We start from the raw sequence: 25137 nt of genomic DNA on the forward strand, positions 1-25137 counted from the left end.
CTAGTCGCCCGCCGGTTCCTCGGCCGGCACGTGCACACGCGAGCGCAGCCGCGTAGCGATCCAGTCGAAGGCTACATAGACGACGGGCGTGGTATAGAGCGTGAGTAGCTGGCTCAGCAAGAGTCCGCCGACGATCGTGATCCCCAGAGGACGCCGCAATTCTGAACCCATCCCCGTACCCAGAGCGAGAGGCAAACCGCCGAGTAGGGCAGCCATGGTCGTCATCATGATCGGGCGAAAGCGGAGCAGACATGCTTCATAAATCGCGTCGAGCGCCGGCTTCTCCTCCTTGCGTTCCGCTTCCAGCGCAAAGTCGATCATCATGATGGCGTTTTTCTTCACAATGCCGATCAGCAGAATCAATCCAATCAAAGCAATGACGCTGAATTCCTCGTGGCAAATCAGCAGCGCAAGGATAGCGCCCACGCCGGCGGAAGGCAGTGTGGAAAGGATCGTGATCGGGTGGATGTAGCTCTCATAGAGCACGCCCAGCACGATGTAAACCACGATGACTGCGGCGAGAATCAGCAGCGGCTCGTTCGAGAGCGAGGCCAAAAAGGAAGCGGCGGTTCCTTCAAAGTTCGTCTGAATACTAGCCGGCATATTGAGCTCTTTTTTGGCCGCATTGATGGCATTCACGGCATCGCCCAGTGAAACCCCGGGAGCAAGGTTAAAAGACAGGGTCACAACCGGAAACTGGCCCTGATGGTTGATCGTCAGAGGCACGGTCGACTGCACGACGCGCGTAAACGCGCTCAACGGAACTTCTTGGCCCGTCACGGAATTCACGAAAATATTTTTAAGCGCATCCGGGTCTTGCTGGAAATTGGGCAGCACTTCTTCGACGACATGATACTGATTCAGTTGCGTGAAGATCGTCGAGACCTGGCGTTGTCCAAACGCGTCGTAAAGTGTATCGTCAATAGTTTGTGGCAGAAGACCAAGGCGTGAAGCCGTATCGCGGTCAATGACGAGAGTCGCCTGCAAACCTTCGTTTTGCTGATCGCTCGCCACATCGGTCACCTGCGGCAGCGTCTTCATCTTTGCAATCATGCGCGAAGTCCACTGCGCCAGTTCATTGGCATCAACATCTTCCATGCTGTATTGAAATTCCGTCCGGCTCACGCGGTCTTCAACGGTTAAATCCTGTACGGGCTGCATGTATAGCGTAATTCCATCCACTGGATTCAGTTGCGGCTCCAGGCGCGTAATCACGTCGGAAGCCGAAACGTAGTTGCGGTCCGCGATCGGCTTCAGATTAATCTGAACGCGCCCGCTGTTGAGCGTGATGTTCGTTCCATCAACACCAATGAAAGAAGAAAGACTCTCCACCGCGGGGTCCTGCAAAATGATGTGATCAAGGGCTTGCTGCCGTTGCGCCATCGCCTGAAAGGAGACATCCTGAGGCGCTTGGGAGATTCCCATAATGACGCCTGTATCCTGCACGGGGAAAAAACCTTTGGGAACGTATATGTAAAGCAAAATCGTCGCCACCAGCGTGCCGAACGTAACAATTAGCGTCGTGGTGCGATATCGCAAGACAACTTTCAGCGTGCCGCCATAGTATTCGATCGCCGTGTTGAACCAGCGCTCCGACGTGCGGTAAAACCAACTCTGCTGACTTTCCGGTTTATGTTTCAGCAATTGGGCGCACATCATCGGCGTCAGCGTCAGCGAAACAAATGCAGAGACGAGAATAGTCACAGCGAGGGTCACAGCAAACTCGCGGAAGAGCCGCCCGACGACGTCGCCCATGAAGAGCAACGGGATCAGAACAGCGATCAACGAAACCGTCAGCGATAGAATCGTGAAGCCGATTTGCTCGGCGCCCTTCAATGCTGCCTGCAAAGGTGGGTCGCCCGCCTCGATATAGCGGCTTATATTCTCAATCATCACGATGGCATCATCGACCACGAAGCCAGTCGAGATCGTTAAAGCCATTAACGTGAGATTGTTCAGACTATAGCCGAGCAGGTACATCACCCCGAACGTGCCCACAATCGACAACGGAACCGCAATGCTGGGAATAACCGTTGCGGACACGCTGCGCAAAAACAAAAAAATCACCAGCACAACGAGAACAACTGTGATTGCGAGCTCAAATTGGACGTCCGTGACCGATGCACGGATCGTAATCGTGCGGTCCGTCAGTGGCGTAACCTGGATCGATGACGGAAGGGACGCTTGCAAAAGTGGCAGAAGCGCTTTGATTCGATCTGTTACACCGATGATATTCGCCCCCGGTTGCCTCTGAATATTCAAGATCACAGCCGGGTTTTCGTTGGCCCACGCCGCTTCCTGCACGTTCTCTGCACCATCGACAACCGTGGCAACGTCGCTCAAGCGAACAGGTGCGCCATTTCGATAGGCAATGATTAGCGGCTTGTAGTCATTGCTGGAGAGAAGCTGGTCATTGTCGGCAATCGTGTACTGCTGGCGTGGCCCTTCGAAGTTGCCTTTGGCCTCATCTACATTGGCCTGTCCCAGCGCGGTGCGCAGATCTTCCAGGCTCAGCCCGTATGCGGCGAGTTCCGTCGGATTCGCTTGAATTCGCACGGCGGGGCGCTGGCCGCCGCTGATGCTGACGAACCCAACGCCCGACAACTGCGAAATCTTCTGTGCCAGATTCGTGTCCGCGAGATCCTCTACTTTAGAAAGCGGCAATGTTTTCGACTGCAATGCCAGCGTCAGGATAGGCGTGTCTGCCGGGTTAATCTTGCTGTAGATCGGGGGGTTCGGCAGAGCTTTGGGGAGCAACTGCATCGCCGCATTGATGGCCGCCTGTACTTCTTGCTCCGCCACATCAATATTCAAATCGAGAACAAATTGCAGCGTGACGATCGAGCTTCCAAACGAACTCGTCGAGGTCATCTGGTTTAGCCCGGGGATCTGTCCGAACTGGCGTTCGAGGGGCGCGGTCACAGATGACGCCATCACATCCGGACTCGCGCCCGGGTAAAAGGTTTCTACCTGAATTGTTGGATAATCCACTTCTGGAAGAGCGGAAACGGGCAACTGCTTATATGCGACCAAGCCAGCGAGCATCAGCCCGACCATGAGCAGACTGGTCGCGACCGGCCGCAGAATGAACGGCCGAGACGGGCTCATTTTTGTTGCCCTCCGTGACGGCCGTGAGGACGCGCGGCCTGCGGTTGCGAATTGGGAGCCGCCGGAGCTTTTCCCGCCTGAGACTGGGATGGGCGTCCGTTCGGCGTCCCCGCGGGACCTCCGGTCGCATTGCGCGCAACAATCTTGCTGCCGTCAGAGAGTTTATCCAGCCCATCGGTCACCACGCGTTCGCCGGGTTGAACCCCGCTGTCGATGGCGACATCGTTGTCCGTTGTCAGACCCACTTTTACGGCGCGGACATTGACAACATTGTTTTCGTTGACCACGTACACGTATGTCCCATTCGGCCCGCGTTGCACTGCCGCCGCAGGAATGACTGTAACGTTATGCTCCGTGTTAACCAGCAAATGAATGTTGACGAACTGATTCGGAAACAGAACATTATTTTCGTTGTTAAAAACAGCTTTGAGCTTATATGTCCCCGTCGTCGTATCAATCTGGTTGTCCATCGTCTGCAAAAAACCACTCTCGATCTTCGTCGTGTCATCGCGATCGTAGGCGTCCACCGGCAAATGATCGCGAGATCGCAGCTCTTTATAGACCTCCGGCAACTCATCCTGCGGGAGCGTAAAGATCACCGCGATCGGCTGCAGTTGGGTGATAACGATCAGGCCGGTCGTATCCGTTGCGTGGACCACGTTTCCAGGATCCACGAGTCGCAGCCCGATGCGCCCGCTGATTGGCGCGGTGACGTGGCAATAGACCAACTGTAGCTTGGCGCTGTCAATGGACGCTTGGTCCGACTTAATCGCTCCTTGCGCCTGGTTCATCACAGAGGTTTGTGTATCGAGCTGTTGCTTCGGAATCACACCTTCCCCGGCGAGTGTGGTGTAGCGATTGTAATCAAGGGTCGCGTCCTTGAGCGCAGCTTCATCCTTGGCAAGTTGCCCCTCGGCTTGTTCGAGTTGAACCTGGTATGGCCGTGGGTCAATTTCAACGAGCGCTTCGCCCTTGTTTACAAACTGACCTTCCCTGAAATACACGGTCATGATCTGACCGTCGACTCGCGTGTGCACGGTCACTGTATAGAACGCAGTGACAGTCCCCAGCCCGGTAAAGTAGACCGGCAAATCGCCTGTGCGCGCCGTTGCCACGACAACCGGAACAGCCTGGTTGCCCATCCGCGCACGAGCTGCTGTGCTTGTTTTTGCCGATTGTTGCTGCGCCACCCCGCGGAAATACCACGCCGCAAGACCGAGAATGGCGATAATCAACACCCAGGCCCACCAATGATGTTTCTTCCGCGGGGAAAGGGCGAGTTCCTGCGAAAGAGGAATTTCGCGGCTGTCGCCCGTTTGCGGCTCGATTGTCTGGCGCGAACCCATTGCTCAGCTCCTGGAGGATATGGCCGCACGGCCACTCCTGGCTCCCTGTGGGATACCGCGCATCAGTTGTGGGCTACAACCGAGGTAGCGGCCCATAAATCACAGGCCTCAAGATTACGTTCGGGAATTAGACGCCTTCTTACATCGCCTGGTTTCCCTGGGCAATACGTACACTTTCGTCCGGCAACCGGATCGGAAGATTTCTTCTGCGCGAATCTTACCAGTTCGGCCGTCCCGCGGCCATATCCGCGAATATCTGTGCACGGAAAGCGAAAAAATAATCTAAACTCCAAAACGGACTGGCAGAAAGCCGCCCTGATTCAAGTCCGAAAAAAGCTGGGAAAGGATCAAACAATGGGTAAGGACCGAACGGATTCGGAACACAGATTATCACGCCGCACCCTTCTTGGCGCGCTGCCCGCAACCGCCGCGGGCCTCGCATTTGATTCTCTTGCGGCAAAAGCGGCTTCCCAGGACTCAAAGGAAGACGTCATCAATGGGGAACACGGCCAAAGCGCAACGAATCCTATCGGCCCGGCAAATGCCGCGCTGAGCCAGCAAAATCCCGACTCCGTGATGCCTCCGCCCACGGATCACGGCGACGTTCCTGCGTTCAAGTACCCCTTTGCTTTTTCTCATAAACGCACGCAAGAAGGTGGATGGGCGCGCCAAGTGACCGTTGAAGATTTTCCCATCTCAAAATCCATCGCTGGCGTCAACATGCGTCTGGGATCTGGAGGCATTCGCGAACTTCACTGGCATAAAGCCGCAGAATGGGCCTTCATGCTTTACGGCAGCGCGCGCATCACGGCAATCGACACCGGCGGCCAGTCGTTTGTTGACGATGTTCACGAAGGCGACATCTGGAATTTTCCTTCCGGTATTCCGCATTCCATTCAGGGCCTTGCGCCGGATGGCTGCGAATTTCTTTTGGTCTTTGATGATGGCGCATTCTCCGAATACAACACGACATCGCTCACCGATTTACTTGCACACACTCCGCCCGGTCCTCTGGCGAAAAGTTTCGGAATCCCTCGCGAGGCGCTCTCCTCAATTCCCGGTTACGAGCGTTACATCTTTCAAGGAAAGCTTCCTGGTCCGCTTGAGGCTGATCAGCGCGCGGCGACCGGCCGCATGGGTCGTTCCAGACCATTCGATTTCCGCCTCACGCAAATGGAAGCCAGCAAGCGAACGCGCGGAGGCGAAGTGCGCGTTGTGGACTCGAAGAATTTCCCTGCCTCGACGACAATCGCCGCCGCGCTTGTGACCGTTCACCCCGGCGGCATTCGAGAATTGCATTGGCATCCGAATGCCGACGAGTGGCAGTACTACATCAGGGGCAATGCGCGAATGACTGTCTTCGCCGCTGGCGGTCGCGCTCGCACTATGGATTTTCAGAGAGGCGACGTGGGGTATATTGAGAAGACGCTTCCTCACTACATCGAGAACACAGGCACAACGGATTTGTCGTTTCTGGAAATGTTTCGCAGCGACCACTACGAAGATATTTCTTTATCGAACTGGCTGTCGCACACGCCGTCACAGTTGGTGATGCAGCACCTCGGTTTTGACAAGGCCACGCTCAACGCGATTCCAAAAGACGAAGTCGCAATCATGCCGCTCTAGGAGAACGAAAAAAAGCCGTGCCTCGGACGACCCAGGCTTAGGTGCGTTTGCAAGACTTCCCGGCGCGAGAGGTCACGCCGCTTTGTAGTTTTTCTTGAACTCGTCGAACTTTTCAAGAAATCTGTCGATATCCGCCTTTTGCAAATAGTACGGCGTCGAAAGCCGGATCTTGTAGGGCGCGCCGCCGCGAATGCGAATTTTGCTCTGCTCCCAAAGGGCTTTTTCAATGTCGCCAATCTGAACCGGTGGCGTGTTTACGGAAACGATGGCGCAGCGGTATTGCGCGTCGAAGCCGGTGACGTTTTCTGCGCCGCGCTGCTGCATCTGCGACCAAATATAATTGTTCAAGTCGCGATTGCGCTTCTCGATGCGCGCCATGCCGATCTGGTTGGCAAATTCGATGGAGGCGCGCAGGCCCGCAAGAGAGGCGACGTTGGAAGAGCCGAGGCGTTGGAAACGCTCAGCGCGAATCTTGGGGTCGTCCCAGCCCGCAGTAGTCACTGTGCTCCACATCCGGTCAATCATCTCGTCACGCACGTAAAGAAAACCTGTGCCCTTCGGCGCCATCAGCCATTTGTGCGGACTTGAACCGTACATATCGCAGCCAATGTCTTTGATATTGAGCTGCATCATGCCCGTAACCTGTGCGCCATCCACCATCGACACCAGGCCTTTTCTTTTCGCCAGCGCGCAAATTTGCTTCACGGGCTGAATGACGCCTGTCGTCGTGGTGATGTGGCTCGTGAAGAGCACGCGTGTGCGCGGCGTAATGGCGTCGTTGATACGATTGAGAAGATCGTCGGTGTTTGTGAGCGGCTGAGGAATCTGGTATTGCTTGACGACAATGCCGTAGCGCTTGGCGCGCAGTTTCCACGGCTCCTGGCCGCTCGGATGCTCCTGATCGCTCATGAGTACTTCGTCGCCGGGATTCATGTCCAGTCCATTGGCCATGAAATTGTTCGCTTCGGTCGCGTTACGCACAAATGCCAGCTCATCGCGCGTCACGCCGATGAACTGCGCCAGCGGATCGCGGTATTCGTTCCACGGGCCGTAGCCCCAGATAGGATAATCCTCGGGGTCGGTCTGCCGCATGGCGTTGGCGGCATGATCCGAGTCGATGACAGCCTTCAACACCGGCAGCGGGCAAGAACCGACCGTCCCATTGTTCAAATAGACTTCGCCTTCGGGGATGATGAACTGCTGGCGAATCTGCTGCCAATATTCATCTTCGCTTTGATCGAATACTTCGCCGCGCGGCATGGGCGGCGCGTCAAAATTGAATTGTTCCGCCAGGACGGCGCGGCTCAGAGCGGGCAAGCTCGCGGCGCCCGTGATTGCAAGCGCGCTTTGCAGGAAGCTTCGGCGATCCATCTTTGTTCCTCCCTCCCTCGTGAGATTGCGATGAGCGAATGCGGGGATGATATGCGTACGAGGCGCGAATAACAAGAGATTCGCTTCCGGCGGCGCCTGCATTAAACTATCTGGCCAGAAAACAGTACGAAGAGAGAAAAACCGTTCATGCCGACATTACTTTCACACCCAACGCGTATTGAAGCAGCAGGCAACAAACCGAAAATCATCGAAGAATTTATCGGCAGAGTGAACTCACAGACGTCGGCGCTCAGTGTGGCGCACATGCGAAGCCCGGCGGGATGGGTCGAGCCGGGGCAAACGCCAGAGTTCGACGAATACACCGTCGTTCTCAAGGGCATCTTGCGCGTCTCCCATCGCGGCGGAACGATCGATGTGAGCGTCGGACAGGCGGTCATCGCCCATCGCGGCGAATGGGTGCAATACTCGACGCCGGGCGGCGCAGAGTACATTGCCATCTGCCTGCCCGCTTTCACACTGGAGACGGTTCACAGGGATGCGCAATAAATCTGGGCCGTAAAGAATGAAGGATTCCAGATGAAACGATCGCTCACAGCCGAATCGCTGAAAGATGTGACACAACGCCTCGCGCAAGCTCAAGCTGCGCTCGCGAAACGCTACCCTGGCGAAACGAGCCGCCGTCAGCCCGTGCACGTCCTTTATGGCGGCGCGCATCTTTTCCGGGCGGACATCGTCCAGCGCATGAGAGAAAAAGCGATTCAAGCGCTCGATGAGTTCGCTCCTGACTATGTGACGTTCGGGCAGGCTCTTGGCCTTCCTCGTTCCGAGATCATTTATGCCCGCGTGCGGGAAAAGCTGCAGCGCGAGCCTGTGGAAGATTACGGCATAGACTTTGAAGACGGATATGGCCATCGCTCTGACAGCGAAGAAGACGCGCACGCGCGCTCAGCCGCTGAGCACCTCGCTGTAGCACAAAACCAATCCAGCTTGCCGCCGTTCGTCGGCATCCGCATCAAGCCATTGAGTGAAGAGTGTCGCGAGCGAGCCTTGCGCACGCTGGACATTTTTCTCACTGCGCTTGTCGAAAAAACCGGCGGTGCGCTGCCATCCAATTTCTCTGTGACGCTGCCGAAAATCTCGATGACGGAAGAAGCCGCGACGCTCGTGGACGCGCTGGAAATGCTCGAAGTCAAGCTTGGGCTTCCCGTCGGAAGCGTTCATGTTGAGTTGATGATCGAAACGGCGCGAGCCATTTCGAACGAGAATGGCGAAAACAATCTGCTGCAACTTGTCTCCGCCGCGCGGGGCCGGTGCGTCGCCGTGCATTTCGGCCCATATGACTACACGGCTAGCCTGGGCGTCATCGCCGCATACCAGAACCTGCAGCATCCAGCTTGCGACTTTGCTCGCAGCGCGATGCAAGTAGCGCTCACCGACACGGGTGTGCGCCTGGCCGACGGGCCAACGATGCTCATACCGATTGCGCCACATCGCGCAACGAATGACGGCTCGCCGCTTACCGCTCAACAAGCCGACGAAAATCAAAAAGCTGTCCGCGATGCGTGGCGCCTGCACTATGCGAATATCCGCCGCTCTCTTGCGGCGGGCTTCTATCAGAGCTGGGATTTGCATCCGGCCCAGCTCCCCGCACGTTATGCCGGCGTTTATGCTTTTTTCCTCGAAGAACTCGACGCGGCTGCGGAGCGGCTGAAGAATTTCATCGCCAAGGCAATGCAGGCCACGCGCGTCGGCGCTGTCTTCGACGACGCGGCAACGGGTCAGGGTCTGTTGAACTATTTCGTGCGTGCGGTGAACTGCGGTGCGATTTTGGAGTCGGAGGCGGAGCGCTCAACCGGCCTGACTTCCGCGGAGCTGCGCTCAGGGTCTTTTTTGAAGATTCTCGCGGGCCGCGACAAATAATCCGCGGGCTTTGCGGGTTCCCTGTCGACGAAATAACTTTCCTGGGTGTAAAGTCGTTTGCTGTTTCTCGGCGCGTAATGCGCGGTCTATGAACGAAATCAATCCACGTTTCCACGAGTACGCTGAGCTTCGCCGCCCGGTTCGTGAACTGTGCGCGCAATTTACGAGCGAATACTGGCAAAGGCTGGAAGAAAAGTCGGCCTATCCCGAAGAATTCGTCAAGGCGCTCACGGAAGCAGGCTGGCTGGCCGCATTGATTCCCGAAGAATACGGTGGCTCAGGCCTTGGCGTGACGCAAGCTTCCGTGATTCTCGAAGAGATCAACCGCTCCGGCGCCAATTCCGGCGCTTGTCACGCACAGATGTACATCATGGGCACGCTGCTTCGCCACGGGTCGCAAGAGCAAAAGCGCGCTTATTTGCCGAAAATCGCCTCAGGGGAATTGCGCCTGCAATCCTTCGCCGTCACAGAACCAACGACCGGCACGGACACAGCAAGCACAAAAACATTCGCAGAGTGGAAAGGCGATCGCTACATCGTCAACGGCCAAAAAGTGTGGATTTCGCGCATGCAGCACACGGACCTGATGCTGCTTCTGGCGCGAACGGCGCCGATGAACCAAGTGCAGCGGCGCACGGACGGCTTGTCCGTTTTCCTCGTGGATCTTCGCGCGAAAAACGGCGGACAGATGCGCGTACGGCCGATCCGCAACATGGTCAATCACGAGACGGATGAAGTGTTTTTCGACAACTTCGAAATCCCCGCCTCAAATTTGATCGGCGAAGAAGGAAAAGGGCTGCGATACATTCTCGACGGAATGAACGCGGAGCGCATTCTCATTGCCGCCGAATGTATCGGTGACGGTTATTGGTTTATCGAGAAGGCCCGCAAGTACGCCAGCGAACGGATTGTTTTCAACCGGCCCATCGCGCAAAATCAGGGCGTGCAGTTTCCTATCGCACGGGCCTACGCCAACCTGCTGGCGGCAGATTTGATGCGCTACGAGGCCGCCGGCGAATTCGACAGAGGCCTTCCCTGCGGTGCCTCAGCGAACCTTGCAAAACTTCTCGCAGCGGACGCGTCATGGGAAGCAGCGAACGTGTGCCTGCAAACCCACGGCGGCTTCGGCTTCGCCGCAGAGTACGACGTCGAGCGAAAATTCCGCGAGACACGTCTCTATCAAGTGGCGCCGATCTCCACGAATATGATTCTTTCTTATCTTGCGGAGCACGTGCTGGAAATGCCGCGCTCGTTTTGAATTGGATTTGAATCATGAAGGGAAATCGCGTCCGAAAATGAGCGTTTCTGAGCCGCACAATTCTCTTCCATTAAGCGGTCTTCGGGTTGTGGCGCTCGAGCAAGCCGTGTCTGCGCCCTTCTGCTCGCGGCAGCTGGCGGATCTGGGAGCGGACGTCATCAAGGTCGAGCGCCCGGACCGCGGCGATTTCGCGCGCGACTATGATGGCGCGCTCAATGGGCTCTCCGCGTATTTTGCCTGGCTGAATCGCGGCAAGCGCAGCATCGTGCTCGACTTGAAACAGGGTTGCGATCTTGCGATTCTTTCAAAACTGACCGAGCGCGCCGATGTTTTCCTTCACAATTTGATTCCCGGGGCCGTCGAGCGATTTGGTTTCGGTCATGACGATCTCGCCAGACGTTGTCCGCGGCTGATCTGGTGTGGCATCTCCGGCTACGGGCCCGATGGTCCTTATCGCGACAAGAAAGCTTACGATCTACTCGTGCAAGCGGAGTCCGGCGTTATCAGCTTGACCGGCAGCGCAGATGCGCCCGCAAAAGTCGGCATCTCCATCGCCGACATCGCTTCCGGTTTCTACGCTTACTCTTCCATTCTGGCCGCGCTGCTGGGCCGTGGGCCCAGCGGGCGCGGAGAACGAATCGACATCTCGATGCTCGAATGCCTGACGGAGTGGACGACGCCAGCTCTCTACGCGTGGTACGGCGCCGGGCAAGTTCCATTGCGCGAAGGAATGCGCCATAACATGATTGTTCCTTACGGCGGATACGTTTGTGCCGATGGCGTCGTGAACCTCGCAATTCAGAACGATCGCGAGTGGCGCCGCTTGTGTGGAGAAGTCCTCGATCAACCGGCTCTTGCCGACGACGCTCGTTTCGCGACGAACCGAGACCGGTTGCGCAATCGCGCCGAGCTCGAAACGCTGATCGAAAATATTTTTCGCGAGCAGACGAAGGACGAAGTGATTGCGAGGCTCGACCGTGCGGGAATCGCGAATGCGGCGGTGAACGACATGCCGGCGGTGATGCGGCATGCTCAGCTTGCCGCTCGCAGTCGTTGGACCACGGCGGATTCTCCTGTTGGAACGATTCCGGCGCTTGTGCCGCCGCACAATTTGGCGCACGTACAGGCGCGCATGGGGGCCGTGCCCGCACTCGGCGAACACACCCAGGAAATTCTCGCGGAAATCGAAAGCGAACACTGAAGCAGCGTTTACGCAGGGAGAACTTTAATGATGGATCGAGAGCAAGGCGGACCATGTTATGAGGATTTCGAAGTAGGGATGGCACTGCGGCATTCCGTCGGCCGGACGGTCACGCAGGCGGACAACATCTGGTTCTCGCTGCTTACGGCGAACACCAACCCGATTCACATCGACGCACACTATTCCGCGCAAACGGAATTCGGCAAGCCGCTTATGAATTCGACGTTCACATTGGCGCTGGTCACGGGGCTTTCCGTGAGCGACGTTTCGCAAAACGCGATCAATCTTGGGTGGGATGAAGTTCGCATGCCAGCGCCAGTCTTCGAAGGCGACACAATTTATGCGCAAACGGAAGTGCTCAGCAAACGCGAATCGAAATCGCGCCAGCACATGGGAATCGTGGAAGTGAAAACGACGGGATTCAAGCAGGACGGCACGGTCGTGATGCAGTTCAAACGAACGATCCTGGTCTACAAACGCGGAAAAGCGCCCAAGCCGCCGCAGCCGTCAATCAAAGACTGACCAGCCATTTTGCGCGCGCGTCGAAACACCACAACTTCCCGCACTTGATGCGCGGTTCATTTTTCGTGCTCCAGCAGGGCACGCGCATTTTTGAACTCTTCGCGTTTATTCGCATCCAACTTCGGATAACTCAGATTCAATTCTTCGAGAGCATCGACGATGGCTTCTGCGACGACGAGTCGCGTGAACCATTTGTGGTCCGCAGGCACGACATACCACGGAGCAAAAGCTGTGCTGGTTTTCTGAATGATCTCTTCGTAGACACGCATGAAGTCGCCCCAGCATTCGCGGTCTTTGACGTCATTTACGGAAAACTTCCAGTGCTTCTCCGGCTCGTCGAGGCGAGCGAGGAAGCGTTGTTTTTGTTCTTTCTTCGAAACATTCAGGAAAAACTTGCGAACGACGATCCCGTTGCGGCGGAGATAGCGTTCGAAGGCGACAATGTCTTCGAAGCGCTCCTCCCAGACTTTTGGCGTGACCAGAGTCGGATCGAGTTTTTCCTGTTTGAGGAAATGCGGATGCACGCGAACCACGAGCACTTCTTCATAGTACGAGCGGCTGAAGATCCCGATGTTGCCGCGCGCGGGCAAACGTTGCGTGGCGCGCCAGAGGAAATCGTGATTGAGTTCCTCTTCCGACGGGACCCCGAAGTGATGGACATGACAGCCTTCCGGGTTCACGCCCGACATGACATGCTTGATGGTGCTGTCTTTTCCGGCAGCATCCATCCCTTGAAAAATCAAAAGCAGCGCCCAGCGGTCCTGAGCGATGAGCTTGTCCTGCAAATCATTCAGACGGGAGATACCGCGATCGAGAGTTTCCTGCGCTTTCTCCTTTGCATCGAAACCGAGAGTTTCTTCAGGAGAGAAACCCTTGAGCCGAAATTTGCCGCCGTCGGTAATTTTGAACGGCTTCGCAAATTCTCCCGGCTTCATCGCCTAAAAATCTCCTCGCAATTTTTCATCGCCATTAGTTCAGCGTTTGTATACGACGCCGCCTTTCATTACAAATGAAACCTTTTGGACGACGCTGATGTCTTCCAGCGGATTGCCAGGGACAGCGACGACATCCGCAAAATAGCCCGTCTTCAAATCGCCGATCTGGCCTTGCCACATCAGAACCTTCGCACCTTCGAGCATGTCCGCCTGAAGAACGGCGAGCGGCTTCATTCCATACTGGGCCATCAACACTAATTCGCGGGCCTGGGTGCCATGCATGAAAGGTCCGACGTCGGAACCAACTGCGAAGGGTATGCCCGCGGCGATCTGCCGTTTGAACTGCCGCTCTTTGAAATCGAGCATGGTGTGTTCGTTCGCCGCCGCGGCAGGCGAAGGAGCATGGTCCGCAAAATACTCGAAAACCTGAAAGGTGGGGACTGCGGGAATATCTTTTTCGCGCATGATGCGCATGGTTTCGTCGCTTAGATACGTGGCGTGGTCGATGGATTCGACACCGGCCTGCACGGCGTAAAGCGCGCCGGGCTCGCCATTGCAATGCACGCCGACTTTCGTGCCCAGCCGCGCGGCTTCTTCCACGCCAGCAGCAAGCTGCGCTTCGGTGTATTGATATTGCGAAATGAATTTTCCGTCGTGCAATACGTCGCGTCCGGTTTCGTACATTTTCACGAAATCTGAGCCTTCCTTGTGCTGCTCGCGAATCGTCTCGACAATTTCGTCAATCGTGTTGGCGTAATCCGCATTCCCCAGGACGCGCTGCGCGGGATTGAAGCCGACCGCGTCTTCGTGGCCGCCGAGAATGGAAATGGCCATTCCGCTCAGGCGCAGGCGAGGCCCCGGAATTTCACCGCGATTGATCGCGTTGCGTACTGCTGTGTCCGCCGAACCTGCACCTTCCGTTCCCATGTCGCGTTCGGCAGTGAAGCCAGCCATCAAATCCGCACGCGCGTTGAGCGCCGCGGTGATGGTGCGCTCGGAAGCAGATTCGTCCACGGTCTGCATGCCCTCGTTGCCGGGATGGAGAAACAGATGGACATGTGCGTCAATCAAACCGGGCATGAGCGTGGTGTTCCCCAGGTCAATCGTCTGCGCATCCGCCGGGTGTGTGACCGAGCTTCCCACTTCGGCGATTTTGTCGCCCCGCACGAGGATTTCGCCGGGACTGATGATTTTGCCCGAGTCGATGTCCAGCAGCCGCGCGGCATGCAGGACGATGGGGTGGTCTGGCGGTGCGTATGCGTGTTCAAAGCCGGTGTGCGACGCTTCGCTTTGCGCCGATGCGGTTATGGTTGTTATGAGAAACGAGAGAATGAGAATCGCGATGGCGGAAAAGCAGCTTTTTATGTTCATGGCGGCAGGATAATACCACTTCGGCGGCACAGTGGTTGGCCGACGGCGAATGCCGTGCGACCAGAGGATGAAAAGTGTGCAATTCTTATCGATTAGAATTGGCATCGACCCTTTCTTTTGTGTGAGTTACGAAGATTTCTAATAATTACAGTATCGATTTGGCCTCCTGCACTGCTTGGCGCCTTCTGGTTCAACTTTTCGCTCAACTTTCACTTCCCTTCATGGCTTGCCAATTACCGGCAGGGCCGCGCGCGCTGCAAAGATGCACGCGGCGTGCGCAAGAAAAATCATGGGGAATTTATGAAAGAAATGCAAGGTGTAGTGGTTGTAAGAACTGGCGATCTTCGAGAGGAATGAGGGTGCTCCGGCGCGTGAAACAGCGACACACAGCGCCCGATCACTTCGATTGAGCCTTACAAAAACAAATGCGATGCCGACACGCCGTATCTCAGGACAAAGGGGCCGATTGCGATTTGCTCTTGGATTCGCCTGACGCAATGGCGAGCATGGCCTGCAAGCTGCACGTCACGTCGGCGTCCGTGGTTGCCCACGAAGAGACGCTTATCCGCATAGCTCTGCGCCCTTTCCAAAGCGTGCCGCCGCACCAGCACGTTCCCTCTTCCTGAATGGCAGCGATGATGCGCGCGGTGGATTCGCCGTCGCCGAAAGAAACAAGGACTTGGTTCAGCACGACATCGTTCAGCACTTCGTATCCGGCTGCGCGAAAGCCTTCGGCAAATTTCGCCGCATGCTGGCAAGTACGCTCAATCAAATCCGCGACGCCCTCTGTGCCAAGGGAGCGCAAAGCGGCCCAGATTTCTATCGCGCGGGCGCGGCGCGAGGATTCCGGCCCCCACTGCATGGGTTCGCGCTTGCCGGCAGGATCGGGATAATAAGACGCAGTGATCGACATGGCATGGCGCAATGCCTCCCGCTGACGCACGATGGCGATGCCGCTATCCTGGGGCACATTGAGCCACTTGTGCGCATCGGTGGCCCAAGAGTCCGCTCGGGCGACTCCATCAACCAGTTGCTTGCGCGCGGGACTGGCGGCGGCCCAGAGGCCGAAAGCGCCATCGACGTGAACCCAGGCGTCCATTGCGCCGGCGATGTCGCAGATTTCGTCAATCGGATCGCAAGCGCCGGTGTTCACGTTGCCGGCCTGAACGCAGATAATCATAGGTCGTTTCAGCCGGGGTATTCCCGAGGGACACATGCGGCCTTGAGAGTCCGCCGGGACAACAAGCACGCGGCTGCGGCCAAAGCCGAGCAGCGCCAGCGCTTTCCACATTGTCGCGTGGACTTCTTCGCCAACAACGACAGTGACGGGCGGCGCGCCAAACATGCCTTCGCTTTGGACGTCCCAACCAGACTTGAGCAGCGCGGCATAGCGCGCGGCAGCGAGAGCGGTCACATCCGCCATCTGCGTGCCAGTGACGAAGGCGCCGCCGGAACGCGGAGGGAGGCCGAAGAGCTCCAGCACCCATGCGAGAACAACGTCCTCCAAATATGCAGAGACAGGCGAAAGATCGAAGAGACAGGCATTCTGATCCCAAACATCGGCAAGCCAATGTGCGGCAACGGTCACAGGCAACGCGCCTCCGATGACTCCGCCGAAAAAACGAGATCCCGCACTGGCAACCGTGGCCGGGGAGCCGACTTCGTCGAGGAGTTTCAGGAGGAAGCGGGGATCTTCTCCGTGCGACGACAGAGGCCCGCCCAGCGCAGCAAGGTTATGGAGCGCGCCGGCAGGCACACCTACATGGCGTTCACGAATTGTTTCGAGATAGCGGCTCGCGCGCGAGGCCGCATCCTTCAAGAGTTCCCCATACTGATTTTCCGAACGAAAGTCGAGAGAGCACAGCGGCACCGAATCCATTCCATCTCCTTTTCTTTAACCTGTATAATGAAAGTTTACAGGTTACATAGTACGATTTGACTGGAAACCTGTCAAATGCTGGATCACCAGTTACAATATGGCGGGGCTTTATGAAAGAGCGATTTCAACTCGTTGCGGGCGACGTGGCTCTCGATTTCGTAAACACTCTGGACAATCGTTACGCTCCCGATCGCCTCACTGATCTTTTGGCGAATTATGAAGCGTTCCTGAAATTCGCGGTGCAAACGGGGATGATTGCGGAACGCCGGGCGCGCAAGCTGCTGCAGAAGACGGACGCGGGAGAAAGGGGGCGCATTCTCGAACGTGTGATCGAGCTTCGCGAGGCGATGTACTTTCTGTTTCGATCGATTGCCGTCCGCCAATCCCCCAAGCGAGAGTGCCTAGAGACATTCAACCGTTTTCTGGCAGGAACATGCGTCCCGGAAGCTATCGTTTGGGGCAAGAGGCAATTCACGCGCCAGCATGGCAAATCCGACGAGACCAGCAATGAGCTGCTCTGGCCGATCATTGATGCAGCGGCCAATTTGCTGACGTCGCAGGACCGGAATCGCATTCGCGAGTGCAGCGATGAAAAATGCCGATGGTTGTTTGTGGACCGAAGCAAGAATCATTCCCGGCGATGGTGCGATATGCGTGTTTGCGGCAATCGCGCAAAGGTTCGGCGGTTCCATGCCCGGCGACGGAACACGGGGTAACGTGATTGTCCGATTTCGCGACAGGGCCTCCCGCAAGCGGACAATCCAGCCGAACAATTGTGGCCAGGCAGACCATAAACCCTGATCTCAAAAGGCTTATTCGGTGTCTAATTGGGAAGGCTATCTGCGTGTATGCTTGTTGGTTCTGGGGGTGGAGACATGCAAACGCTCTGGCAGGACATACGCTACGGACTGCGAATGCTGGGAAAATCGCCGGCTTTCACCGCGATTGCGGTGCTGACGCTGGCGCTGGGCATCGGCGCGAACACAGCGATTTTCTCGTTCACGGATCAGGTGCTGTTGCGGATGCTGCCTGTGCCCAATCCGCAGCAACTGGTCGTGCTGCGGTCGCCGGGGCCGAATCCCGGACGCACTTCTAGCGACATGACCGATGGCGCGCAGTCGTTCTCCTACCCGATGTACAAAGATTTGCGTGACCGCAGTTCTGTTTTTTCCGGCCTGCTCACATGCTTTGGAGTGGACGTGAATGTTTCCGGTCACGGCTCGACGCAGAGCGCAAACGGCGAACTGGTGAGCGGCAACTTCTTTCAGACGCTCGATGTGGCACCGGCACTGGGGCGCGTCTTTGATGCAAACGACGAAACGGAACCAGGCGCGAATCCCGTGGCCGTCCTGAGTTACGGCTACTGGACGCGAAAGTTCGGCGCGGATCCATCAATTCTGGACAAGCCGCTCACGGTGAATGGAACGGCGCTAACCGTGGTTGGCGTGGCGCGCAAGGGCTTCGACGGCGTACAGTTCGGCTCGCTGCCGGACATTTTCATTCCCATCACCATGCTGAACCAGATGGCGCCGACGAGCGGACTGGATCTCGGCAAGCGCACGGATCATTTCGTCGCGGTTCTCGGCCGGCTGAAGCCCGGGGTCTCGCGCGCACAAGCGCAGGCGTCGCTCGAGCCGGTTTATGCGCCGCTGCTCGAAGAGGACGCGAAGCTGCTGAAGCTATCGGACAAAAGCCCGCGAACGAAACAGTTTCTGGAGAAGCCGCTGCAGCTGACAGACGGCGCGGGCGGCCGACAGGTCGTGCAGCCGGGAGCCGAAGAGCCGCTGTTGGTTCTGCTTGGCATGGTTGCGCTGGTGCTGCTGATTGCGTGCGCAAATCTGGCAAGTTTGCTCGTGGCGCGCGGAGAAGCGCGGCAGCGGGAAATTGCGATACGCCTTGCGCTGGGCGCGGGACGCGCCAGGCTGCTGCAGCAATTGCTCACGGAGAGTCTGCTGATTGGCGTGGCGGGCGGAGTGGCGGGACTGGCGTTTGCGTCGTGGTGCCTGAATACAATGGTGAGCGCGATTCCATCAGACGCGGGGATGACGGGGCTGACTGCGCAACTGGATCCGCGCGTGCTGTGGTTCGCCGCGGGAATCACCATTGTGACCAGCGTGCTATTTGGCCTGGCGCCGGCGCTGCGCGCCACGCGCGTGAATCTGCAGACCACGCTGAAGGATCAAGGATCGAGCGTCTCCGAAGGCCGCACGAATATTCGCCTGCGGAAAGTTCTAATTGTCGCGCAAGTGGCGCTCACGGCGGTGCTTCTCGCCGGCGCGGGATTGCTGGCGCGGACGCTGACGAACCTGGAGCACGCCAATCTTGGCGTGAGAACAGATAACATCCTGCAATTTTCCGTAGAGCCGGATTTGAATGGCGATAAACCGCCGCAAACGCTGGCCCTTGGACAGCAGGCACGGCAGGCAATTGCGGCGCTGCCCGGCGTGCGCTCGGTGACCATCTCCGAGCAACAGATCTTCGCGAACGACGACAACAGCTCGAACATCACGCCCGAAGGCTACACGGTGGGCCCTGATGAAAACACGAATGTGTTCTGGGCTTATATCAGTCCCAATTATTTCTCGACAATGGGGATTCCGCTGGTTGCGGGCCGCGAATTCACGGACGCAGACACGACGGCGAGCCACAAGGTAATCATCATCAATCAGACGCTGGCGAAGCGCTTCTTTGCCGGGCGCAATCCCGTGGGAATGCACATCGCCCGCGGCGGGGGCAGCAGCGTTCATCCGGACATGGAGATTGTCGGCGTAGTGGCGGACAGCAAATGGGACGGGCCGCGCGCCAATATAGTGCCGTTCATGTACCAGCCGTATACGCAGGAACCGCAGCTCGGCGCGCTGACGTTTTATGTGCGCACAGAGCGCGATCCAGGGCAAATGGCGGCGACGCTGCGCTCAACCATCGGGCGGCTGGATGCGAATTTGCCGATCAACAACATGAGGACGCTAACGGCGCAGATCAGCGACGAAATGTTTAACGACCGGCTGGTGGCGATTCTTTCGATTTCGATGGCATTGCTGGCCGCGCTGCTGGCGGCTCTGGGGCTTTACGGCGTGCTGGCGTATGTGGTGGCGCGGCGGACGCGCGAGATTGGAATTCGCATGGCGCTCGGCGGGCAGCGCAGCGATATTTTGCGGCTCGTGTTGGGGCAGGGTGCGTGGCTGACGCTGATCGGCGGCGCGATTGGAATCGTCGCGGCGCTGGCGGGCACGCATTGGATGGCCAGCATGCTTTACGGCGTGAACACGGCCGATCCTCTGACGTTCATCGGCGTCGTCGTGTTGCTGGCGGCTGTGTCCGGCGCGGCGTGCTACGTCCCCGCGCGGCGAGCGGTGCGCGTGGACCCAATGGTGGCGCTGCGGTACGAATAACTGGCGCCGCGATTTGGCGCACTAAGCCCGGCTAAACCGGCCGGGATTGCCTGCGGCGGCCCCGCGAAAAAGTTTAACTCTCTCCTTGACAACTTAGGAGAGACTCGCGTAGCCTCCTAATTGTCTTAGGAGGACAGATGACCACTCCGCAAAGCCAGGCGCAGATTCTTCCCGGGACGCTCGATCTCCTTATTTTAAAAGCCGTCTCGCTCGGACCGTTGCATGGCTATGGCGTTCTTTTGCGCATCGAACAGATTTCGCGGCGTGCGCTGCTGATCGAACAAGGAGCGCTCTATCCGGCTCTGTTTCGCCTGGTGCATCAGGGATTGCTCAGGGCGAACTGGGGTACATCGGAAAACAACCGGCGGGCCAAGTTTTATGAGCTGACCGCGGCGGGACGCAAGCGCCTGCGGGAAGAAGCCGACGGATGGAATCGCCTTGTCGCCGCGATTGCGTCCGCTCTTGGCGCGCAGCCGGAGGAAGTATGAACCTCCTTGGCGTGCTGCGCACATTTGCGGCGAATGTGATGCACAACTCGCACATCGACGATGAAATGGATGAAGAACTCCGCTCGCATCTTGAAAATCGCACAGAGGACCTCGAACGCTCGGGACTTTCCCACGCCGAAGCGGCGCGGCGCGCGCGAATGGAATTCGGCGGCTATCAGAAATTCAAGGAAGAATGCCGCGAAGCCGCCAGCGTACATTTTTTCGATACGCTGCTGCAGGATATTCGCTATGGCCTGCGCACACTGCGCAAGTCGCCGGGCTTTACGGCCGTCGCCGTCCTCACGCTGGCTCTGGGCATTGGAGCGAGCACCGCGGTTTTCAGCCTGGTCAACGCCGTCCTTCTCAAACCACTTCCCTTCCCGCATGCGGAGCAAATCGTTTTTCCGTGGCGCCTGCCGCGGAAAGGATTGAATCTCGGCTTCGACATATATCCGTGGGGCCGCGTCGATTTTCTGTTTTTCGCACAAGAAACAAAAACCTTTGAGGATCTCGGCGCATTCCTCAGCGGCACCTTTGATTTAACAGGCTCTGGCGATCCGGTGCAACTCAATGGGCTGCGCGCTTCGGCGGGATTCTTCCCATCCCTTGGCGTCTCGCCAGCACTGGGGCGGACATTCACAGACGAAGAAGATCGCCCGGGCAACGAACACGTAGTGATTCTGAGCGACGCCCTGTGGCGAGAAAGATTCGGCGGCGATCAAAGCATTTTGGGGCGCGCGATTGAATTGAATGGCGCGGCATATACGGTGATCGGCGTGATGCCGCCCGGTTTTGCCTTTCCGCGCGCGAATGAAATGCCAGATAGTTTCACGTTCGCTCCCCAAGTGCAGTTGTGGGTGCCGCTGGCGCTCAATCGGGGCCCAAAGATCCTGAATGAATCGGATGAGCTGGCCGTCATCGGGCGATTGAAACCCGGCGTCACGATCTCACAGGCACAGGCGGATATGGACGTGATGGGCAAGCGGTTGGAACGCGATCGGAAAAATGGACAGGGTTGGTTTCGGTCGAATGTAACGCCGCTGGCACGTCAAGTGGCCGGGGACACGCGGCAGCCGCTGCTGCTGATTCTCGCTGCTGTCGGGGTGGTCGTATTGATCGCTTGCTCGAATGTGGCGAGCTTGTTGCTGACGCGTTCCTTGAATCGCAAACGAGAAATGACCGTGCGAGCTGCGCTGGGAGCCCGAGCGTCCCGGTTGATTCGCCAATTGTTGACGGAAAGCGTTGTCCTGGCCGGCATGGGAGGCGTGCTGGGAATCCTGCTTGCCAAATTGGCGATTTATTTCGTGAAGATTTTTGGGCCATCCAGCATCCCGCGGCTCAATGAAGCGAGCCTCGACATTCGTGTTTTCCTTTTTGCGCTCGGCGTTACGCTGCTGACAGGCATCCTTTTTGGCCTGGCTCCAGCCCTCGGCGCGGCGCGCCAAAATTTGGTCGAATCGCTCAAGGATGGCGGCCGCCGATCCGGCTCCAGCCGCGCATCGCAGAACGCGCGCAATTCCCTTCTCGTGTCGCAAATCGCGCTGGCGCTGGTTCTGGTGATTGCCACGGGATTGCTCACGCGAACGTTCTACCGTCTGCTCAAAGTGGATCCCGGATTTCAGACAGAGCACGCTCTTACGTTCCAGCTTACGCTGCCAGCGTCGAAGTATCCCGACCAGGCTCACATTGTCTCGGTGTACCGGCAAGTGCTCCATCATCTTCAGGGGTTGCCGGGCGTTGAGGCTGCGGGCGTGACGGAAACTGTTCCTATGGACGGCGTAACTGAGTCGACGGCGATCCGCTTCTCCGACCGGCCGCGAGCGAATGGACCGGAAACTCCCATGGCTAATTACACGATGGTATCTCCCGGCTATTTTGCAGCGGCGGGGACGCCGATTCTTCGCGGCCGGGGATTTCTCGAGTCGGATACCGCGAATTCCATGCCCGTTTCGGTCATCAGCGAAGCGCTAGCCAGAAAGTATTGGCCCGGGCAAGACCCCATCGGCAAACGGATCGCGCCGCGTTCGCTATCATTTCCTGAAGAGACAATCGTTGGAATCGCGGCAGATGTGAAACGCCTATCTCTGCGCGAGTCTCCTCCTCCAGAAATGTACGTGCCCTACACGCAGAAAATCTGGCCCTCGCTGCTGGAAATGAATGTTGTGGTGCGAACGGTGCAAGATCCGGCATCTCTTACCGCTAGTTTGCCTGCTGCGGTTCATTCCGTAGACCCCGATCTGCCGATCGCCAACCTCAGGACATTGAACAGCATTGTGGAGGATTCGATGACTGTGCCGCGCTTCGCCATGCTGCTGCTGGGAGCCTTCGGGGGCCTCGCGCTGGTGCTTGCGGCAGTGGGAATGTACGGCGTGATTTCCTACAACGTGACGCAACGCACACAGGAGATCGGCATTCGCATGGCGCTGGGAGCGCAGCGAGGCAGCGTCTTTCAAATGGTTCTTGGGCAGGGCGCGCGGCTCGCTGCTTTTGGGATCGCAATCGGTCTCGCCGCCGCATTCGCGGCGACGCGTTTGATGCGCAGCTTCTTGTATGGTGTGGATTCAGGCGATCCGCTTACGTTTGCTGCGGTCGCGCTCTTGTTGGCGCTCGTCGCGCTGCTTGCCTGCTACATCCCCGCGCGGCGGGCGATGCGCGTCGATCCAATGGTCGCGTTGCGCTACGAGTGACGCTGCAAAAAGCCGCGCCTTACTTGAGATGGATTGTGAGTCATCTTTGCAAAAGGAGAATTCATGAGCTGGGAGAACATTCGTTCAAAGTCGCACGGGGAAAAATCAAGATACGCAGCCAAGTGCATTTTGGCGGCAGCGATTCTCGTCCTCGGCAGCTGGGCAATCTTCGCAGAGGGTTCCGGCATTTCGGATCCATCAATTTTTGTTCCGGGCGTAATTCCCACGCCGGTGCAGAACAGCGCCGCCCCTGCGTTTACTCCGGATGGCAATGCGGTTTACTTCTTTCAGTCTTCTGGCGGACCAAACGTCTCGATCGTGTTTTCGCAGCGAACCGGCGGCCAATGGTCCACTCCAAAAACCGCCACGTTTTCTGGCCAATATCGCGATCTTGAACCGGCGTTTGCCCCAAGCGGGAAATATCTGATCTTCGCGTCGAATCGTCCGACGACGCCGAATGGAAGCGTGCTCGATGGACACTATAACGGAAAGGTTTTTCCGGGGAGCGGCGGCAATCTCTGGAAAATTAGGTTGACCAAAAAAGGATGGCAAAAACCTGAACCGCTTCCCGCGGCGATTAATTCCAATAGCTCGGTTTTTAGTCCTGCTGTTGCCGCTGATGGCAGCCTGTATTTTATGCGGGCCGAGAATGACGGTGGATTTCACATCTATCGATCGCAAATGAGGCACGGGAAATATGAGACTCCCGTTCTCGCTTCCTTCAGCGATGCAGCGCACGGAGAATACGATCCCGCCGTCGCTGCCGATGACTCGTATTTGATTTTTTCTTCAGGGCGTGCCCCGGCTCCTCCGAAAACCACGGATTTGTTCATTGTGTTCCGCACGGCAAGCGGCTGGGGGGAACCGATCGATCTTCGCTCCGCGCTCTCCGACAACGTGCACGGCATCGAAGCGCGGCTTTCGCCGGGCGGCAAAACGCTTTATTACTCGAATTCGCGCGGTCCTTCCGGTGCGGACGTTCCGAACGGCAGATTCATCTGGAGTGTCGATCTGACGCAGCTGCTCAAAGCGCATGGCATAGGACGATAGCAAGGAGGTATCGACGTATGAAGCAGAGCTTTGCATTCTTGTACTCGCTCTTCCTGCTGTTTTTTGCTGGCTGTTTTGCGCTGGCTGGATCGGCGAAAGATACGAAAAGCGTCACTGCGGTGCCAAAACGCGTCTTGCTCGGGGGCATCATCCATTCGTATACAGACGATACACTCGCGTTTATGCCTGATGGCAACACAGTTTTTTTTGACCGCAGCGTAGGACAACACAAGACCGTCATGGTCTCTCATAAAATTAACGGACATTGGTCGCAGCCTCATGCTGCCTCTTTCTCTGGACGCTGGTTCGATCAAAATCCGGTGATCTCTCCCGACGGCTCCTACCTTTTGTTCGATTCCGATCGTCCAGTGAAACCGGGCAGCAAACCACTGGTGCAGAATTACTTCGGTGGCAGGACGCAACCCGGCAGCAACATCTGGAAGGTGGAGTATAAGAGCGGCAAGTGGGCAGCGCCTGCGTGGCTAGGCCCAGTCGTCAATGACGATCCTTTTGTCGATTTCCCAAGCATCGCCGCTGATGGGACCCTGTATTTCCTTCTCTGGGACCAAAAAGCAAAAGTGATGCACACTTGGAAATCGCGATATCAGGATGGGAAATACCTGCCGCCCGTACGCACCGGGCTGGGCGACCCGGCAGTTTCCACTCACGATCCCGCAGTGGCGCCGGATCAGTCGTTCATCGTTTTCGATTACGGCAAGGTAAAGGGCGGCTTGGGACGGCTGTGCATCGCCTTCAGGGAAGGCGACCATTGGGGTGCGCCCATTGATCTCGGCGATGCTATTAACAAGGATTTGCCATGGGGCGCGCACATCGCTCCTGAAGGGCATACTATCTACTACACCGGGCAATCAGGCATCTGGCGCCTTTCGTTGAAGCCGTGGTTGCGTATGCACCAAGCCGCGTTTGCGGCAACAAGCCCGGCCGTTTCGGATATATTCTTGTTTTGAACCTGAATCCGCCCTGATTTTTCGCTTGTGGACCATATCGATACGATTATCTTC

The 25137-nt window shown here is 57.3% G+C and carries 18 protein-coding genes; 12 read left to right on the top strand and 6 right to left on the bottom strand.

The features are described from left to right. Both VGR81_07445 and VGR81_07450 read right to left on the bottom strand, forming a co-directional pair. Nucleotides 1–3108, bottom strand: coding sequence for a multidrug efflux RND transporter permease subunit (locus VGR81_07445; GenBank protein ID HEV2288770.1), 3108 nt, complete (start codon nucleotides 3106–3108; stop codon nucleotides 1–3). Beyond that, nucleotides 3105–4454, bottom strand: coding sequence for an MdtA/MuxA family multidrug efflux RND transporter periplasmic adaptor subunit (locus tag VGR81_07450; GenBank protein ID HEV2288771.1), 1350 nt, complete (start codon nucleotides 4452–4454; stop codon nucleotides 3105–3107). Before VGR81_07450 ends, VGR81_07445 begins: the two co-directional genes overlap by 4 nt. A 354-nt stretch (nucleotides 4455–4808) precedes the next feature. Between VGR81_07450 and VGR81_07455 the strand changes: the two genes are divergently transcribed. Beyond that, nucleotides 4809–6080, top strand: coding sequence for a cupin domain-containing protein (locus VGR81_07455; GenBank protein HEV2288772.1), 1272 nt, complete (start codon nucleotides 4809–4811; stop codon nucleotides 6078–6080). Nucleotides 6081–6152: 72 nt separating this feature from the next. Here VGR81_07455 and VGR81_07460 read toward each other — a convergent pair whose 3' ends face one another. Next, complete coding sequence (locus VGR81_07460; protein HEV2288773.1) at nucleotides 6153–7451, bottom strand: aminotransferase class V-fold PLP-dependent enzyme; 1299 nt, start codon at nucleotides 7449–7451, stop codon at nucleotides 6153–6155. Between the two features lie 147 nt (nucleotides 7452–7598). Here VGR81_07460 and VGR81_07465 point away from each other — a divergent pair, with 147 nt between their 5' ends. From VGR81_07465 to VGR81_07485, 5 genes are all read left to right on the top strand, one after another. Next, nucleotides 7599–7958: a hypothetical protein gene (locus VGR81_07465; GenBank protein ID HEV2288774.1), complete on the top strand. Its 360-nt coding sequence runs from the start codon at nucleotides 7599–7601 to the stop codon at nucleotides 7956–7958. Between the two features lie 30 nt (nucleotides 7959–7988). Further along, entirely contained in the window at nucleotides 7989–9332 is a 1344-nt protein-coding gene (locus tag VGR81_07470) for an aldolase/citrate lyase family protein (protein ID HEV2288775.1), read from the top strand. A gap of 88 nt (nucleotides 9333–9420) precedes the next feature. After that, the gene (locus tag VGR81_07475; GenBank protein ID HEV2288776.1) at nucleotides 9421–10590 is read left to right on the top strand and encodes an acyl-CoA dehydrogenase family protein; all 1170 of its coding nucleotides are present in this window, start codon (nucleotides 9421–9423) and stop codon (nucleotides 10588–10590) included. Between the two features lie 37 nt (nucleotides 10591–10627). Further along, nucleotides 10628–11791, top strand: a complete 1164-nt coding sequence (locus VGR81_07480) for a CaiB/BaiF CoA-transferase family protein (GenBank protein HEV2288777.1) — start codon at nucleotides 10628–10630, stop codon at nucleotides 11789–11791. Nucleotides 11792–11821: 30 nt separating this feature from the next. After that, nucleotides 11822–12313, top strand: a complete 492-nt coding sequence (locus VGR81_07485; GenBank protein HEV2288778.1) for a MaoC family dehydratase — start codon at nucleotides 11822–11824, stop codon at nucleotides 12311–12313. A gap of 56 nt (nucleotides 12314–12369) precedes the next feature. On the opposite strand, the gene VGR81_07490 is transcribed toward VGR81_07485, so the two are convergent. The 3 genes from VGR81_07490 to VGR81_07500 form a co-directional block, all read right to left on the bottom strand. After that, nucleotides 12370–13248, bottom strand: a complete 879-nt coding sequence (locus VGR81_07490) for a polyphosphate kinase 2 family protein (protein ID HEV2288779.1) — start codon at nucleotides 13246–13248, stop codon at nucleotides 12370–12372. 39 nt (nucleotides 13249–13287) lie between these two features. Beyond that, entirely contained in the window at nucleotides 13288–14724 is a 1437-nt protein-coding gene (locus tag VGR81_07495) for an amidohydrolase family protein (protein ID HEV2288780.1), read from the bottom strand. Between the two features lie 343 nt (nucleotides 14725–15067). Then, nucleotides 15068–16498 carry an aminotransferase class V-fold PLP-dependent enzyme gene (locus tag VGR81_07500; protein ID HEV2288781.1) on the bottom strand — a complete coding sequence of 477 codons (1431 nt, stop codon included), beginning with the start codon at nucleotides 16496–16498 and terminating at the stop codon, nucleotides 15068–15070. Nucleotides 16499–16608: 110 nt separating this feature from the next. On the opposite strand from VGR81_07500, the gene VGR81_07505 reads away from it, so the two are divergent. From VGR81_07505 to VGR81_07530, 6 genes are all read left to right on the top strand, one after another. After that, a complete protein-coding gene (locus VGR81_07505; protein ID HEV2288782.1) occupies nucleotides 16609–17214 on the top strand; it encodes a CGNR zinc finger domain-containing protein in 606 nt (201 codons plus the stop codon). 159 nt (nucleotides 17215–17373) lie between these two features. Beyond that, nucleotides 17374–19890, top strand: coding sequence for an ABC transporter permease (locus tag VGR81_07510; GenBank protein ID HEV2288783.1), 2517 nt, complete (start codon nucleotides 17374–17376; stop codon nucleotides 19888–19890). Between the two features lie 137 nt (nucleotides 19891–20027). Further along, complete coding sequence (locus VGR81_07515; protein ID HEV2288784.1) at nucleotides 20028–20378, top strand: PadR family transcriptional regulator; 351 nt, start codon at nucleotides 20028–20030, stop codon at nucleotides 20376–20378. Further along, nucleotides 20375–23065: an ABC transporter permease gene (locus VGR81_07520; protein ID HEV2288785.1), complete on the top strand. Its 2691-nt coding sequence runs from the start codon at nucleotides 20375–20377 to the stop codon at nucleotides 23063–23065. The genes VGR81_07515 and VGR81_07520 overlap by 4 nt, the downstream gene beginning before the upstream one ends. Nucleotides 23066–23128: 63 nt before the next feature. After that, on the top strand, nucleotides 23129–24115 hold the full coding sequence (locus VGR81_07525) for a hypothetical protein (protein HEV2288786.1): 987 nt from the start codon (nucleotides 23129–23131) through the stop codon (nucleotides 24113–24115). Between the two features lie 17 nt (nucleotides 24116–24132). Beyond that, complete coding sequence (locus VGR81_07530) at nucleotides 24133–25083, top strand: hypothetical protein (protein HEV2288787.1); 951 nt, start codon at nucleotides 24133–24135, stop codon at nucleotides 25081–25083. Nucleotides 25084–25137 lie beyond the last annotated feature (54 nt).

Source organism: Candidatus Acidiferrales bacterium (genome assembly GCA_035934015.1).
Classification (GTDB): domain Bacteria; phylum Acidobacteriota; class Terriglobia; order Acidiferrales; family UBA7541; genus DAHUXN01.